The 13,738-nt window shown below is 63.5% G+C and carries 14 protein-coding genes and 1 other RNA gene; 3 read left to right on the top strand and 12 right to left on the bottom strand.

Annotated features, from left to right (window positions below; genetic code table 11):
* Positions 1-69: 69 nt before the first annotated feature.
* A complete protein-coding gene (locus FRF71_RS12420; RefSeq protein WP_147090946.1) occupies positions 70-1,362 on the top strand; it encodes a Xaa-Pro dipeptidase in 1,293 nt (430 codons plus the stop codon).
* Positions 1,363-1,380: 18 nt separating this feature from the next.
* Here the strand turns inward: FRF71_RS12420 and FRF71_RS12415 are convergent, their stop codons facing one another.
* The 8 genes from FRF71_RS12415 to FRF71_RS12380 form a co-directional block, all read right to left on the bottom strand.
* Entirely contained in the window at positions 1,381-1,719 is a 339-nt protein-coding gene (locus FRF71_RS12415) for a YbaB/EbfC family nucleoid-associated protein (RefSeq protein WP_147090945.1), read from the bottom strand.
* Between the two features lies 1 nt (position 1,720).
* Positions 1,721-3,475: a DNA polymerase III subunit gamma/tau gene (locus FRF71_RS12410; RefSeq protein ID WP_147090944.1), complete on the bottom strand. Its 1,755-nt coding sequence runs from the start codon at positions 3,473-3,475 to the stop codon at positions 1,721-1,723.
* A 40-nt stretch (positions 3,476-3,515) separates the two neighbouring features.
* Positions 3,516-3,610, bottom strand: an RNA gene (ffs, locus tag FRF71_RS12405) — signal recognition particle sRNA small type.
* A 171-nt stretch (positions 3,611-3,781) separates the two neighbouring features.
* On the bottom strand, positions 3,782-4,831 hold the full coding sequence (locus tag FRF71_RS12400; RefSeq protein WP_147090943.1) for a hypothetical protein: 1,050 nt from the start codon (positions 4,829-4,831) through the stop codon (positions 3,782-3,784).
* A 64-nt stretch (positions 4,832-4,895) separates the two neighbouring features.
* On the bottom strand, positions 4,896-5,174 hold the full coding sequence (locus tag FRF71_RS12395) for an ETC complex I subunit (RefSeq protein ID WP_147090942.1): 279 nt from the start codon (positions 5,172-5,174) through the stop codon (positions 4,896-4,898).
* Positions 5,175-5,205: 31 nt separating this feature from the next.
* Positions 5,206-7,656, bottom strand: a complete 2,451-nt coding sequence (gene hrpB / locus FRF71_RS12390) for an ATP-dependent helicase HrpB (protein ID WP_147090941.1) — start codon at positions 7,654-7,656, stop codon at positions 5,206-5,208.
* A gap of 49 nt (positions 7,657-7,705) precedes the next feature.
* Positions 7,706-8,011, bottom strand: coding sequence for a CtrA inhibitor SciP (gene sciP, locus FRF71_RS12385; RefSeq protein ID WP_272949942.1), 306 nt, complete (start codon positions 8,009-8,011; stop codon positions 7,706-7,708).
* A gap of 172 nt (positions 8,012-8,183) precedes the next feature.
* A complete protein-coding gene (locus tag FRF71_RS12380; RefSeq protein ID WP_147090940.1) occupies positions 8,184-9,200 on the bottom strand; it encodes a polyprenyl synthetase family protein in 1,017 nt (338 codons plus the stop codon).
* 88 nt (positions 9,201-9,288) lie between these two features.
* On the opposite strand from FRF71_RS12380, the gene FRF71_RS12375 reads away from it, so the two are divergent.
* Together FRF71_RS12375 and FRF71_RS12370 are read left to right on the top strand one after the other, a co-directional pair.
* Positions 9,289-9,579 (top strand): chorismate mutase, encoded by a 291-nt coding sequence (locus FRF71_RS12375; RefSeq protein WP_147090939.1) that lies wholly within the window; start codon positions 9,289-9,291, stop codon positions 9,577-9,579.
* Positions 9,580-9,650: 71 nt separating this feature from the next.
* Positions 9,651-10,400, top strand: a complete 750-nt coding sequence (locus FRF71_RS12370; protein ID WP_147090938.1) for a DUF2059 domain-containing protein — start codon at positions 9,651-9,653, stop codon at positions 10,398-10,400.
* An 18-nt stretch (positions 10,401-10,418) separates the two neighbouring features.
* On the opposite strand, the gene FRF71_RS12365 is transcribed toward FRF71_RS12370, so the two are convergent.
* Genes FRF71_RS12365 through FRF71_RS12350 form a run of 4 tightly spaced genes read right to left on the bottom strand, consistent with a single transcriptional unit; the run spans position 10,419 to position 13,729 of the window.
* Positions 10,419-11,807, bottom strand: coding sequence for a sensor histidine kinase (locus FRF71_RS12365; protein ID WP_238339226.1), 1,389 nt, complete (start codon positions 11,805-11,807; stop codon positions 10,419-10,421).
* A 6-nt stretch (positions 11,808-11,813) separates the two neighbouring features.
* Positions 11,814-12,491 (bottom strand): response regulator transcription factor, encoded by a 678-nt coding sequence (locus FRF71_RS12360; RefSeq protein WP_147090937.1) that lies wholly within the window; start codon positions 12,489-12,491, stop codon positions 11,814-11,816.
* Between the two features lie 57 nt (positions 12,492-12,548).
* Positions 12,549-12,842, bottom strand: a complete 294-nt coding sequence (locus tag FRF71_RS12355; protein ID WP_147090936.1) for a PepSY domain-containing protein — start codon at positions 12,840-12,842, stop codon at positions 12,549-12,551.
* A 44-nt stretch (positions 12,843-12,886) separates the two neighbouring features.
* Positions 12,887-13,729, bottom strand: a complete 843-nt coding sequence (locus tag FRF71_RS12350; protein ID WP_147090935.1) for an aminotransferase class IV — start codon at positions 13,727-13,729, stop codon at positions 12,887-12,889.
* Between the last annotated feature and the right edge of the window lie 9 nt (positions 13,730-13,738).

The following is a 13,738-nucleotide window of genomic DNA, read 5'->3' as shown; positions in this document are numbered from 1 at the left end:
ACGGCGTGGGATTGCTATTGGCGTACGAACCTATCATCGTTGCGACGGTATTTAAGGAGATCATTGTCCATGAAGCGCCTTGCTCTTTCGCTTTCGGTCGCCGCCGCGGTGCTCGCTGTTCCGGCGCTGGCCAAGCCGACAGTGATCACCGCCGACCGCTATCTCGATGTCGCGAAAGGGACCTATGTTGAGCACCCGGCGATCTTCGTTGACGATGCTGGGCGCATTACCGGCATTGCCGATGCGCGAGTCATCAAGCTTTCTGCCGATGCGCAAGTAATCGACCTGCCCGGCAAGACCCTCGTACCCGGCCTGATCGACATGCATGTCCACCTTGACGGTCCCGCAGACATTGGCGGCTATCGCGGGCTAGAGTTCACCGACAGCTTCTTTGCGATGACTGCGGTCGGCAACGCGCGCGCCATGCTCGACGCTGGTTTCACCACAGTTCGCAATGTCGGTTCGGGCAACCGCAACGATATCGGCTTGAAGCAGGCAATTGCGAATGGTTACGCGATCGGCCCTCGGATTGTCCCAGCTGGCTACGCCCTGGGCGCCACTGGCGGGCACTGCGATTCTACTTTCCTGCCGCCCTCGCTCGAAAAGGCGACGAAGGAGGAAGGCGTCGGCGATGGCGAGGAGGAGCTGCGTTACCAAGTTCGCCGCCAGCGCAAGTTCGGCGCTGAAGTGATCAAGGTCTGCGCCACTGGCGGGGTCTTCAGCCGCAATACCGAGCCTGGCCAGCAGCAGCTTAGCGAGAGCGAGCTGCGGGCAATCGTCGATGAAGCGCAGATGTGGGGCCTGCGCGTTGCTGCCCACGCCCATGGCGCTCAGGGGATCAAGGCGGCGATCAGGGCTGGGATCGACACGATCGAGCACGTTAGCCTGGTTGACGATGAAGGGATCAAGCTGGCCGCAGCGCGTCCCAAGCCGGTCTATTTCTCGATGGACATCAAGAATACCGACTACACCCAGGCCGAAGGCAAAAAGAACGGCGTGCTGGAAGACAACCTGCGCAAGGACCGCGAAGTGGCGCAGATTCAGCGCGACAACTTCCGCAAGGCCTTCAAGGCAGGCGTAAAGATGGTGTTCGGATCGGATGCCGGGGTCATGCCTCACGGGCAAGTTGGCCAACAGTTCGCCACGATGGTCCAATACGGCATGACCCCGCTCGATGCGATCCGCGCCGCAACCCTCACCGCCGCGCAGGCGCTCGGCCAAGAGGGCGATGTTGGCCAGATTGCAACGGGGCGTTATGCAGATCTGGTCGCGGTTGAGGGCGACGTTCTGACCAACGTCCGCCTGCTCGAAAAGCCGGCAGCCGTCATCAAGGGCGGTAAGCGGATCGAATCGGCGCGCTGATCGGCGCGCCGAACCGCCTTACATTCCTGGCAGTTTGAACCCTGGCGGCAAACCCATGCCCGACTGCATCCGGGCCATTTCCTGACCGGCCACCTCATCCGCCTTGGCGCGCGCGTCGTTAAATGCAGCGGCGATCAAGTCTTCGAGAATACCCTTTTCTTCGGGCTTGAGCAGGCTGTCATCGATGTTGACGCCAATGATCCGGCCCTTCGCCGAGGCGCGGATCGTGACGAGTCCGCCGCCAGCCCGCCCTTCAACTTCAATCCCATCGAGCTTGGTCTGGCTTTCGGTCATCTGCTTCTGGATGGTCTCGGCGGCTTGCTGTGCGGCCTTGAGCATCTCTTCCATCGACTTCACGTCAGTTTCTCCACTTGTTGCCCAAGCTCGCGACGCGGGCGTCGGGCGTGTCTTCGATAATCTCAGCCTGCGGGAAGACCGCGAACGCAGCCTCGACCAGCGGGTGGCTCCTCAGCGCCGCATCTTCGGCGGCCTTTTTCGCTTCGGCCTGCTCACGCAAGGTCGGCGCTCCCTCGCCCTCGCCGCGCTGAACGGTCCAGCGCTCACCCGTAGCGCGGAGCAGCGCATCGCGCAGCTCGGGGCCAACATCGCCTGGATAGCCTGCGGCGACGGCATAGGTCAGCTCGCCGGGTGTCAGGGTTATGACGCGCACCCAATCGCGCATCACTTGCGCGACACGAAGCTGGCCAGAACGATCGACTGTTTCGATCAACTGCTCCCAACCCAGGCTTGCAACCGGAGCTGCTTCCAGCGCGGGTGCGGCGCCGCTTTCAGCTCTTGGGGCATTGGCCAGCGCGCTTTCCAGCTGCTTTGCCAAAGTGCCCGGATCGGGCAGGTCCGAAGCATGCAGCACGCGCAGCAGCGCCATCCGCGCGGCGACCAGCGGGTCCGGCGCAGTCTTGACCTCGTCATGGCCCTTCAACAGCAGCTGCCACAAACGGTGCAACTGGCCGGCCGACAAGCGTTGGGCCCATTCGCTCACTGCATTGCGTTCATCTACGGAGAAGGAAGATTCGTCGCGGCCAAGCTGCGCCAGCGTCACGCGGTGGGTTAACTCAAGTGCACCGCGCAGCAGCGCAGGGGGGTCGACGCCAAGGGCGAACTGCTGGTCGATCAGGTCCAGCAAGCCAGTAGCATCGCCACCTACCAGCGCCGCAAACAGTCGGCGCTGCGCCGTCTTGTCAGCCAGGCCCAGCATTTCCTGAACCTGGACAGCACTAACCTTGCCATCGCCGCCCAGATCAGCATGCGCAATCGCTTGATCAAGGATCGAAAGGCCATCGCGGACCGAACCGTCTGCAGCCGCAGCGATCATCGCCAAGGCTTCAGGCTCGGCCTCGACCCCTTCCTTGCCGCAGATCATCGCGAAGTGATCGGCGAGCAGTTCAGACGGGATCCGCTTCAGGTCGAACCGTTGGCAGCGCGAAAGCACTGTAACCGGCAGCTTGTCGACCTCGGTTGTTGCAAACAGGAACTTCACATGCGGAGGCGGCTCTTCCAGCGTCTTGAGCAGCGCGTTGAAGGCGTTGCGGCTGAGCATGTGGACTTCGTCGATGATGTAGATCTTGTAGCGCGCGGAAACGGCAGCATAGCGGACCGCCTCGATGATCTCGCGCACGTCATCCACGCCGGTGTGGCTGGCGGCGTCCATCTCGATCACGTCGATGTGGCGGCCCTCGGCGATCGCCAGGCACGGCTCGCATTGCCCGCAAGGATCGATGGTCGGGCCGCCCTGCCCATCCGGCCCAACGCAATTGAGCGCCTTGGCAATCAGCCGCGCGGTCGAGGTCTTCCCCACCCCGCGGATGCCCGTCATCAGAAAGGCATGGGCAAGCCGGTCACGCTTGATCGCGTTGGCCAGGGTCTGGACCATCGCATCCTGGCCGATCAGCTCGGCAAAGGTCTGGGATCGATACTTGCGGGCGAGCACCCGATAGGGCTGCGCAGAAATCACCGGAGCGGCAGCAGCTGGCTTCGGCGCCTGGCGCGGCTCTGGCGCGCCGAACATCGACTCCTGACCGGCAGCCTCGAGATCGGCTGCACTCAGGGCCTCTTCTTCAGGCTCGTCGCCGAAAATGTCGGGTGAATCGTCCATCGCGTCATAGGTAGGCGCTGGCGCTCGAATTGTCGAAGGTTGAAAAGGAGCCGGCCGACCCGCCGCAACCCGTTGTGGCTGCTTCCTTCCGGACCTGACCAGGTTGGCGGACGCAAGCGTCCGACCGACTCCCGGGCGGCCATATGGCGGCCTTGTCGCGTTTACGCAAGTCTTCGGAGAGCGAATCGGTTATCCCGAATGAGAGCAGCCCTCTGATGGGTGGAAAAACGGTCGGTCTTCGGGCCGACTGTTGCGGAGGCCGCCGGACGCCAACAGCGCGACCCTGGCGGATGGCGGCCCCGCTTACTAATCCAGACCAATCCCGAGCCGCTTTGCTTCCGCTTCAAGCACTGCGTTGACCCGAGTCCAATAGGCAACCTGCAGCCGGCTCTTCTCTTGCTCGAATACCATCAGCTTGCGCAACGCTTCGCAGCTTTTCGCAGCATCGCCGTTTTCACGCGCCGCAGCCAGCTCGCCACCGATCGCAAGAAACTGCATCATCTGGCGCATTTCACTATCGACGCTGGCCTTGGCCGCCGCTTCGCGCAGTGCAACCAGCCGGTTGTCATCGAGCTTGCCCGAACCGAGCAGCTTCCATTCCAACCAAGTGTTGAGCCGTTTGCCATATTGAGCCCGATCGCCTTCCTGCATGGTTGCGGCCAGGAACGGCACAAGCTCGGGCGATGCTTCATCAAGCTGGCCTTTTTCGACGGTCAGGCGCTGCAAGGCAGTCGATTGGCAGGCAGCCGGTTCTGGCAGGCGCAGGGCCGGGTCATAGGGCGGCGGCACTGGGCGCGGTGAGCCAGGTTCAAGCGTTCCGTCCTGCTCACGCCGCGACAGTTCCAGCAGGCCGGGATCGCCGCACCGCAAGGCCAGCGCGCCCGAGGCATCGAATTCGAGCAAAAGGCGCTGCTTGCCCTGCGGCCCGTCAACTTCGCGCTCCAGGGTCCGGCCGCCCAGCACACTTAGCGGCATGATCGTGTCGCCAAGTACCATCGGCTCCCACCCGGCGCGCATCATGGTTTCATCGAAACCTTCGAGCAGCGCATCATTCACATCGCCATCAGGGCTGGCAGCACGGAACGTGATCGCGGCAACCTTGCCGGACCAAGCGGTTTCTTCCAGTTCGGCTTCGGTGAAAGGTCGATAGCTGTCCGGCAGCTTGCGCAGACTGCGAAGGAGTTCGGGCGGCTGCTCGGCCCGGGTTGCCCCCAGCCGCAGCCCCGGCATGCCGATTACGGGGCAGGCCCGCGCAACCAGATCGGCGGAAATCGTTGGCAGTGCGGCTTGCGCTACCGCAGGCGCGCCGGTGGCGAGCAAGACGGCCGCGCAGACGCTGGCGATGAAGATCTTCATACTGGCAAATCCCCTGTCACGCGCAGCACATCAGGCAATCCGCCCGAATGCAGCATGAATAGGATCAGCGGAAATTGTCGGCGTAGCTCTGCAGCTTGAGGCGGCGCGGCGGGGTGGCGTGCACCGTCGCGGCAATGCCATGTTTGGCGGCATAGGCCTGAGCTTCGGCCATGGTCGCAAACCTTAGCTGCACCTGGGTCTGCGTATCGCCCGAACCCGACCAGCCCATCAGCGGATCAGGCTTGCGTGCCTCAGCCGGGGCGAAATCGAGGATCCACTGGTCCAGCAGGGCCTTGCCCGACTGCATGGCGTTCTTGGGGCGTTGGTAAATGCGTGCAGACATGGCCGTGCTTTCGGGCGAATCGTTGCGGGAATCAAGAGCGGCGCGACGCTTCGAAGGCGTTTTTCGTCTTGAGGCTGGGATCCTCGGTCCACGGGGCGTCGGGCCAGCGGTGCTTGGGATAGCGGCCCTTCATGTCCCGCTGCACGTCCTTCCACGATCCGCGCCAAAAGCCCGGCAGGTCGCGCGTGGTCTGTAATGGCTTGCCGCCTGGATCGGTCAGCTTGAGCAGCAACGGCAGTGGCGGCTGCCCAAATGTGGGGTGCCGGTCGATCCCGAACAGCGCCTGGACGCGAACTTCGACCGAAGGTCCGCCGGGATCGTCGTAATCAATGGCATGGCTTGTTCCGGCCGGCGAGGTGAACTGCGCTGGCACCAGCTTGTCGAGCGTCTGCAGCGCCGAGTAGTCCAGCCGGGCCCGCAAGGCGTCATGCAGCTTGCTGTGCTCGAGCGCGTCGAGCCGGCGGGAGAGCATCGGGCCAAGCCACTCATCAAGATCGGCCAACAGTGCTTGGTCGGAAAGCACCTCGATCCCGGCAAACCGCGCACGTTTGCGCAGTGCCTGGCTCGACTGGCCGAAGGGCACCACATCCAGCCCGTCCTTTCGAATGCGTTCGATCAGGAAGGCTCGGATCGCGGCAGGATCGGGCGAGGGATCGGATCCGCGGGCCAGGCCAATCGCGCCAAGGCGGGACTCGACCAATGCTTCGACCCGGCGCTCGTCCGATACCCAGCGCAGCACGGAACGACGTTCGATGCGATGCAGAAGCCAACGCTGGACCTCGGTTTCGCTCAGGGCAATCGCGCCAGTGATCCGCGCACCCTTGGCTTCACCCTGGGCATCGCCGACTGCAAGCCATTCCGCCCTAGCTAGTGAAGTGGTTGGATCAATCCGCAGTCCCCTGCCCCCGGCGGTCAGCCAGTCTTCGCCAGCAGCATCACGGCGCTTGGCCAAATTGTCCGGAAAAGCCTCTGCCAACAGAATGGCCAGCGGCGGCTGATCGTCGCAGCAATCCGGAACCAATTCCCTGGCCCGAACAGCCCAGCGCCGTGCCAATTGCCGTGATGCTTCAGCGCGGGGCGAGCGATCGCCATTCCAGCGGTCCAGGCGCTGTGCCAGGTCCTCCCCGCGGCCACCCAAGCCGCGTTCTTGCAGCAAGAGTGCCAGCTTCGCGGCATCTTCGGCTGCATCATGCTGCGCAGCATAGAGCAGCATGTGAGCCAGCCCGGGTGCCATCGGCAGGCTCGCCATGCTGCGTCCGTGCGGTGTGATAGCCCCCGCGTCGTCGAGTGCACCGAGTGCCTGCAAGCCAGTCTGCGCTGCGGCCAGAGCTGCGGCCGGCGGCGGATCGAGCCAGGCCATCTCAGGCACATTGGTTGCGCCCCACTGCGCCAGAGTCAGCAGCAGCGGAGCAAGATCGCTGGTCAGGATCTCCGGTGGCTCGAAGGCCGGGCGGCCTGCATGGGCCGCTTCTTCCCACAGCCGATAGGCAACCCCCGGCCCTTGCCGTGCCGCACGTCCTGCCCGCTGGGCAGCAGCGGCTTGCGAAGCGCGGTGCGTGACCAGCCGCGTGACCCCGGCCGCTTTGTCAAATTCCGCACGGCGCGAGAGGCCCGCATCGACCACGACTGAAACGCCATCGAGGGTCAGGGATGTTTCGGCAATGGCAGTTGCCAGCACGATCCTTCGTCGCCCCTCCGGATCACGCCTGATTGCTGCGCGTTGGGCAGCGGGTTCGCATTGTCCGTGAAGCGGCAGGATCGGTACATCGGCCAATCGCTGCACCAGCCGCTCACGGGTCCGCTCAATCTCACCGACACCAGGCAGGAAGGCCAGGATATCGCCCTGCTCCTCCCGCCAGGCGGTCAGGATTGCGCTCGCCATGGCCTCGTCCAAGCGCATTTCGGGACGCGCGCCGAGCCAGCGGGTTGCCAAAGGCCAGGCCTTGCCTTCGCTCTCGATCACCGGCGCATCGCCAAGCAGGCGGGCGAAGCGAGCGCCGTCGAGCGTCGCTGACATTACCACCAGCCGCAGGTCCTCGCGCAGCACGCTCTGGCTCTCGATCGCAAGGGCCAGGCCAAGGTCGCTATCGAGGTTCCGTTCGTGGGCCTCGTCGAACAGCACGGCCGAAACGCCCGCCAGTTCCGGATCGTTGAGCAGCGATGAGACGAAGATCGCCTCGGTCATCACGAGCACGCGGGTCTTGGCTGAGCGTTTGCTATCCAGGCGCGTAAGGTAGCCGATGGTCTCGCCGACCGGTTCGCCGAGCAGTTCCGCCATGCGCTCGGCTGCCGCACGCGCAGCAACCCGGCGCGGCGAGAGGATAATAACAGTACCACCGGTACACCAATCTTCACCAAGCAGGGCCGGTGCGACCGCTGTCGTCTTGCCCGCCCCCGGCGGCGCTATCAGCACTGCTGATGCCCGCCTCCTCAGGGCAGCCAACAGGTCTGGCAGGACAGCATGGATCGGCAGCGTGCTCACGCCTGACGCCATGGCGGGCCAGCCGCCATAGCGTCAAGTGAGAGCCCGGTCAGGAATTCAGCAGCTGCCGGCTCCGCCGCGCGGCGCGATCAAGCTGAACTGCGGCAACGCGCAGGCCAGCAACACCGGAGCGATCCAGCGCGTCTTCCCAGCTATAGTATTCGGCAAGTGACAGGTTGTAGCGTGACAGCGCTTCGTCGAGCGGCAGCAAGCCCGACTGGACTGCTGTAACAACCTGAGCCTTGCGGCTTGCGACCCAGCGCGTGGTGTGCGGCGGCGGCAGAGTTTCCAGGGTGAGTATTTCTCGGTTCGGACCAACAATCCGGACCGGGCGCGAATTCGTATATCCAAGCATGACCATGACCTCAGTTGAGTGAAACAACATCGGCCCCCAAAGCGAATCTCACTTTGGGCTGGCATGGTTAAATTGGCCTAAATTTGGAGCACGGCTCGTCGCACCTAAGCCGCAGAAATCGGCCAGTTGTGAGGCTGCGACGGTGAACGGTTCGTCGGTGCGAAAGCAACCCTTAGAAGCGCCGTGCGACAGCGAATTCGGCTGCTTCGACCATCGCCGCATGGGCTGCGCCTGCCGGAAAACCGGCAATAGCATCGATCGCGCGCTGGGCGAAATGGCGGGCACGTTCACGCGTGGCGCTGACGGTATCATGCCGCGCAATCAGCGAGATCGCATGGGCCAGGTCGGCATCCGAACTGCGATGGCCCTGGATCGCATCTTGCCAGAAGCGCCGCTCTTCATCTGAACCACGGGCGTAAGCCAGAATCACCGGCAGGGTCATCTTGCCCTCGCGGAAATCATCGCCCTTGCCCTTGCCCATCTCGCCGGCGTCGGAATCATAATCCATCGCATCGTCGACCAGCTGGAAGGCGATGCCGAGGTTGCGGCCATAGTCTTCCAGCGCGCGCTCGTCCGCTTCGCTGCGCTCGGCCACCACGGCGGCGATGCGGGTGGCGGCGGCAAACAGTGCAGCGGTCTTCGAACCGATGATCGAGAGATAGCGTTCTTCGCTCGTCTCAATCTGGCGCTGGGCGGTCAATTGGTCGACCTCGCCCTCCGATATGACCGAGCTTGCGTTGGATAGGATCTTCAGCACCTTTAGGCTGCCATCCTCAACCATCAATTCGAACGAGCGGGTAAACAGGAAGTCGCCGACCAGCACGGTAGCCGGGTTGCCGAATACGATATTGGCAGTCGACTTGCCGCGGCGCAGTTCGGAGCCATCGACCACATCGTCGTGCAGCAGGGTAGCGGTGTGAATGAACTCCACCGCAGCGGCGAGCTTATGGTGCCGCGTGCCGTGGTAATCGCACAGCGCCGCACCGGCCAGCGTCAACATCGGCCGCATCCGCTTGCCGCCGCCGGCGATAAGATGTCCTGCCAGGGTCGGGATCAACGGGATGCGGCTCTGCATCCGGTCAAGGATCACGGCATTAACGGCGTTCATGCCGTCGGCCGTGAGGGCAAGGATCGGCGCCAGTGAAGGCTCGGTGGCGCGCTTGCGCAGCGGGATAATGTCAGCGCTCATCAACAGCGCCCTAGCGAGGGTGCCCGCCCATCGGCAAGTGCAATTGCAGTAATAGCCTTTCGCAAAAGTGCATGCTAGCGCATCGAATATGTCCGAACCCGATCCCGTCCTCGCCGGCTATCGTGCCTCCATCGACAATATCGATGCCGCCTTGATCCACATCCTGGCCGAACGGTTCCGGATTACAAAGGCAGTGGGCACCTACAAGGCCGAGCATGCCCTGCCGGCTTCCGACCCCGGCCGCGAGGAACGCCAGATCGCCCGGCTGCGGCGCCTTGCCGTGGAGGCGAACCTCGATCCGGAGTTCTCAGAGAAGTTCCTGCGCTTCATCATCCAGGAAGTGATCCGCCATCACGAGCAGGCAGCTGAAGCGAAGTAGCCAACTTCGGCCGAGACAGGTCAATTTTTCAATGGCATAAGCCGGGGATTGCCACCACGGGAACCCTTTGCATGAAACACCTGCTGCTGATTGCCGCAGTCACCTTGTCCAGCCCGGTCCTGGCCCAGGAAGCGCCAGCGCCGCAGCCAGGTGTCGAAGCTCCGGCGGCCGAACCGGCCCGTTTGGCAGCAGCCCAAGCCGTGGTCGACAAGCTCTTTCCGACCGGCACCTATGCGCGGATTATGAACGGGACGATGGACACCGTCATGAAAGGCGCCATGGCCAGCGTCGGCGAGCTGCCACTGAAGGATCTTGCCGGGATCGGCGGCGTTCCGGAAGAACAGCTCAAGCAAATGGGCGATGGCAAGCTCAAGGAAATGCTGGCGATTCTCGATCCTGCCTTTGACCAACGGATGGCCGCCAGCATGCGGGCAATGATGCCCGAGCTCACCAAGCTGATGACCCAGTTCGAACCCGGCATTCGCGAAGGACTGACCGCTGCTTACGCCCGCCGCTACACGCCCGAGCAGTTGGCTGAAATGGGCCAGTTCTTCAGCACCCCAACGGGGTCGCTCTATGCCTCCGAATCGATGGTGATCTTCATGGATCCCGAGGTCGTGAACCGAATGATGGGCATGATACCAGAGATGACCAAACAGATGCCCACCGTGATGGGCTCTGTCGAACGCGCGATAGCCAGCCTGCCGAAGCCCAAGTCCCTCGAAGACCTCACCAAGACGGAGCGCACCCGCCTCGCAGCCTTGCTCGGGGTTAGCGAAGCCGAACTGATCAAGCGCAACAAGACCGATAAGCGCAGATAGGCGATCGTTGCAGGTCGATTAGGCGGCGCTGCGGCTGCTCGCCCGCGGCAGCCTTAGCTTGACCAGCAGCCCGCCAAGATCCTCGCTTTCTTCAAGCGTGACGCTTCCGCCATAGATCTCAGCCACGTCGCGGACGATGGCGAGGCCGAGGCCCGTGCCTGGCTTGCCAGTGTCCAGCCGTGCGCCGCGGTCGAAGATGCGGGTCCGTTCGGCCTCAGGTATGCCAACGCCATCGTCTTCGACCCAGATCTCGCACCATTCGGGCTCGGCCGTGGGGTCGATCGTCACGAAGACCGAACCGCCGCCATATTTGGCGGCATTCTCGATCAGGTTGCCCAGAATCTCATCCAAGTCCTGCCGTTCGATCGCCACTTCGGCGGCGCGATTGCCGTCGAGATCGAAGCGTGTCTTCTCGTAAAGCCGGGTCACCGCACGCAGCACGGCTTCAACGCTCTCGGCGACCGACGCGCGGCTAAGGCCAACAGCCCGCCGCCCCACTGCGCGCGCGCGGGCAAGATGGTGATCGACCTGTCGGCGCATCACCGCAGCTTCACGGATTACCGTATCGGACAGGTCAGGCGCCTTGGCCGTCGCGGCATTCATCACGACGGTCAGCGGCGTTTTCAGCGCATGAGCCAGGTTGCCGGCGTGGGTCCGCGCTTCCTCGGCCTGCTTTTCGGAATGGGCCAGCAGGGCGTTCAATTCCTGAACCAGCGGCTGGACTTCGAGCGGCAGGGGTTCGATCAGGCGGTTCTGGCCGGTCGTCCGCAAGTGTTGGATGGCAAGGCGGACGCGGCGAAGCGGGCCGAGGCCGTACCAGGATTGCAGCGCCGCCATCAGAAACAGGCCAAGACCAAGGACCAGAAAGCTCCAGACCAGGATCGACCGGATCCGGCTGATCTGCTCATCAAGGTCTTCGCGGCTCGCGGCGACGGCAAATTTCCAGCGGGTCTGGCTATCGGGCAGGATGACCGATCGTTCGATCACCCGCAGCGGCTCATCCGGGTACTGGAAGTTGTCATAGATGTGCGCCGCCTTGTCGAAGTGGTCGTGCTTCAGTTCAAGGCTGCGGTCCCACAGCGAGCGCGAAGGGAAATTCTCGTGCCCTTGCCCGGTCACCAGCCAGTAGCGGCCGCTGTTCGGCTCAAGGAACCGCTGGTCGCCAAGCGGTCGATTGAAGAACACCTCGCCATCCGGCCCGATTTCGGCTGAGGCAATCATTGCGTTCATTACATATTCGAGCTGCTCGTCGAAGTTGCGGCTGACGAGGCCGTTTAGTGTGCGATCAAGCGCAAAGCCGCCGAGCGAGAGCAGGACCACGATCCAACCCGCCGCAATCAGCATCATCCGGCGTGATAGCGACCCGGTATGCGCGGCATTCCGCGCCGAGGGATCACTCGCCGTCATCGTTGCCTAGCCGCGGCTGCCTTCGGCCGGATCGTCAAGGCTGTAACCGAGGCCGCGGATCGTGGTGATCACATCGGCCCCCAGCTTCTTGCGGATGCGGGTGACGAAGACCTCGATCGTGTTCGAATCGCGATCGAAATCCTGGTCATAGATGTGCTCGATCAGCTCGGTGCGGCTGACGACCTTACCCTTGTGATGCAGCAGATAGGAAAGGAGCTTGTATTCCTGCGCCGTCAGCTTGACCGGTTCGCCATTCAGCGTGACCCGACCCGAGCGGGTATCAAGCCGCACGTCGCCTGCGGTCAGTTCGCTGCTGGTATTGCCCGAAGCACGGCGGATCAGCGCGCGCAGCCGGGCGATCAGTTCCTCGGTCTGGAACGGCTTGGCCAGGTAATCGTCAGCCCCCGCGTCAAGCCCGGCAACTTTGTCCGACCAGCTGTCGCGCGCGGTCAGCACAAGGACCGGAAACTTGCGGCCTTCCTTGCGCCACATGCCCAGGACGGTAAGACCGTCAATCTCTGGCAGGCCCAGGTCTAGGATCACAGCATCGTATTCTTCGGTCGAGCCCATAAAGTGCCCGTCTTCGCCATCGGTCGAGAGATCGACAGCATAGCCGGTCGCTTCGAGCGTGGACTTGAGCTGCTTGCCAAGGGTCGGTTCGTCCTCGACGATCAGGATACGCATCGCAAATTTCCCCAGTAGTGTGATGCCGTTCTGCTTGGCGCGGGCAATGCCGTCAAGCTAACGGGACTGCCGCAAAACTTCGCCGGTGCGGGCGTCTACGTCGACGAACATGACGCGGCCGTCGCGAATGAACTTGAGGCGATAGGTATAGGCCGCCGGATCGTACTCCGGGCCAAGGTATTGCGCCCCCGCCATCATCGGCAGAACCCGGCGCTCGATCTCGCGCAGCGGGCGGACATTGCCGGCGCGAAGGTCCTTGCGGGCCATGCCAGCTTCGTCACCTTGGCTCGCGAAGGCAGGCAGAGCGGGAACGCTGGCCGCAAGGGCAAGGGCAAGAACGGTGCGGATCATGGCTCAGCGCCTAACCTGCCGGGATTGAACGGCCAGTGAATGGTTCATGATGCGCGCAACCGCCCAATGTAACGCTGCCGCAATTCCCCCGTCAGTGGGCCGGGTCGGCCATCGCCGATCGCGCGTCCATCAACTTCGACCACCGGCATGACGACCGTGGTCGCACTGGTGATGAAGGCCTCGCGTGCGGCAAACAGCTCTCCGACCGAGAAGGCCCGCTCTTCGACCGTGAGGCCCATGTCCCGCGCCAGCGGGAGGACCGAGAGCCGAGAGATGCCCGGCAGCACGCCATGGTCGACCGGGTGCGAAACCAGCACGCCCCGGCTGTCGATGATATGGGCGTTGGCACTGGTCCCTTCGGTCACCATGCCATCGTCAACCAACCAGGCGTCGTCCGCCCCCGCCTCGCGCGCCGCCTCCTTGGCCAGCACGGCATAGAGCAATTGCGTCGTCTTGGCCGAACGGAGCGCCCAGCGGCCTTCCGGATGCAGCACGATGCGCATGCCCTCCTGGGCCTTTGGCTGGTCGACAACCGCTGCGGCCTGGGTGAAAGCGAAGCGGGTGGCGGGAACCGGCTCAACTGGAGAGAGAAAGTCGCGGTCGGCCGGCGCGCCGCCGGTCACCTGCAGGTAGATCCGGCCTTCGGTCAGTCCATTGCGCCGGATCAGTTCATCAAGGATCGGCGGCCAATCTGTATCGTCCGTGATCCGCGCCAGCGCCATCGACCGCGTCAGCCGCGCCGAATGATGGGGCCAGTTACAGAAATGCCCATCGATCACCGGAGTAACTTCGTAGACTCCCTGAGCGAAGAGCAGCCCGCGATCGAAGATCGGGACCTTTGCTTCCGTTTCGGGCAGGAACTCGCCGTTGAGCCAGACTGTGCGCATGTCCCCTCA

Source organism: Novosphingobium ginsenosidimutans (assembly GCF_007954425.1).
GTDB lineage: Bacteria > Pseudomonadota > Alphaproteobacteria > Sphingomonadales > Sphingomonadaceae > Novosphingobium > Novosphingobium ginsenosidimutans.
Note: the sequence above shows the minus strand (reverse complement) of the source record. Positions and strands in the feature narration are given on the sequence as shown.

Coding starts and splice junctions, on each gene's coding strand:
- FRF71_RS12355 (WP_147090936.1), bottom strand. CDS start 12,842: ATGATCCGCACCGTTCTTGCCCTTGCCCTTGCGGCCAGCGTTCCCGCT.
- FRF71_RS12420 (WP_147090946.1), top strand. CDS start 70: ATGAAGCGCCTTGCTCTTTCGCTTTCGGTCGCCGCCGCGGTGCTCGCT.
- sciP (WP_272949942.1), bottom strand. CDS start 8,011: ATGCTTGGATATACGAATTCGCGCCCGGTCCGGATTGTTGGTCCGAAC.
- FRF71_RS12380 (WP_147090940.1), bottom strand. CDS start 9,200: ATGAGCGCTGACATTATCCCGCTGCGCAAGCGCGCCACCGAGCCTTCA.
- FRF71_RS12350 (WP_147090935.1), bottom strand. CDS start 13,729: ATGCGCACAGTCTGGCTCAACGGCGAGTTCCTGCCCGAAACGGAAGCA.
- FRF71_RS12395 (WP_147090942.1), bottom strand. CDS start 5,174: ATGTCTGCACGCATTTACCAACGCCCCAAGAACGCCATGCAGTCGGGC.
- FRF71_RS12375 (WP_147090939.1), top strand. CDS start 9,289: ATGTCCGAACCCGATCCCGTCCTCGCCGGCTATCGTGCCTCCATCGAC.
- FRF71_RS12400 (WP_147090943.1), bottom strand. CDS start 4,831: ATGAAGATCTTCATCGCCAGCGTCTGCGCGGCCGTCTTGCTCGCCACC.
- FRF71_RS12360 (WP_147090937.1), bottom strand. CDS start 12,491: ATGCGTATCCTGATCGTCGAGGACGAACCGACCCTTGGCAAGCAGCTC.
- FRF71_RS12370 (WP_147090938.1), top strand. CDS start 9,651: ATGAAACACCTGCTGCTGATTGCCGCAGTCACCTTGTCCAGCCCGGTC.
- FRF71_RS12410 (WP_147090944.1), bottom strand. CDS start 3,475: ATGGACGATTCACCCGACATTTTCGGCGACGAGCCTGAAGAAGAGGCC.
- FRF71_RS12365 (WP_238339226.1), bottom strand. CDS start 11,807: ATGACGGCGAGTGATCCCTCGGCGCGGAATGCCGCGCATACCGGGTCG.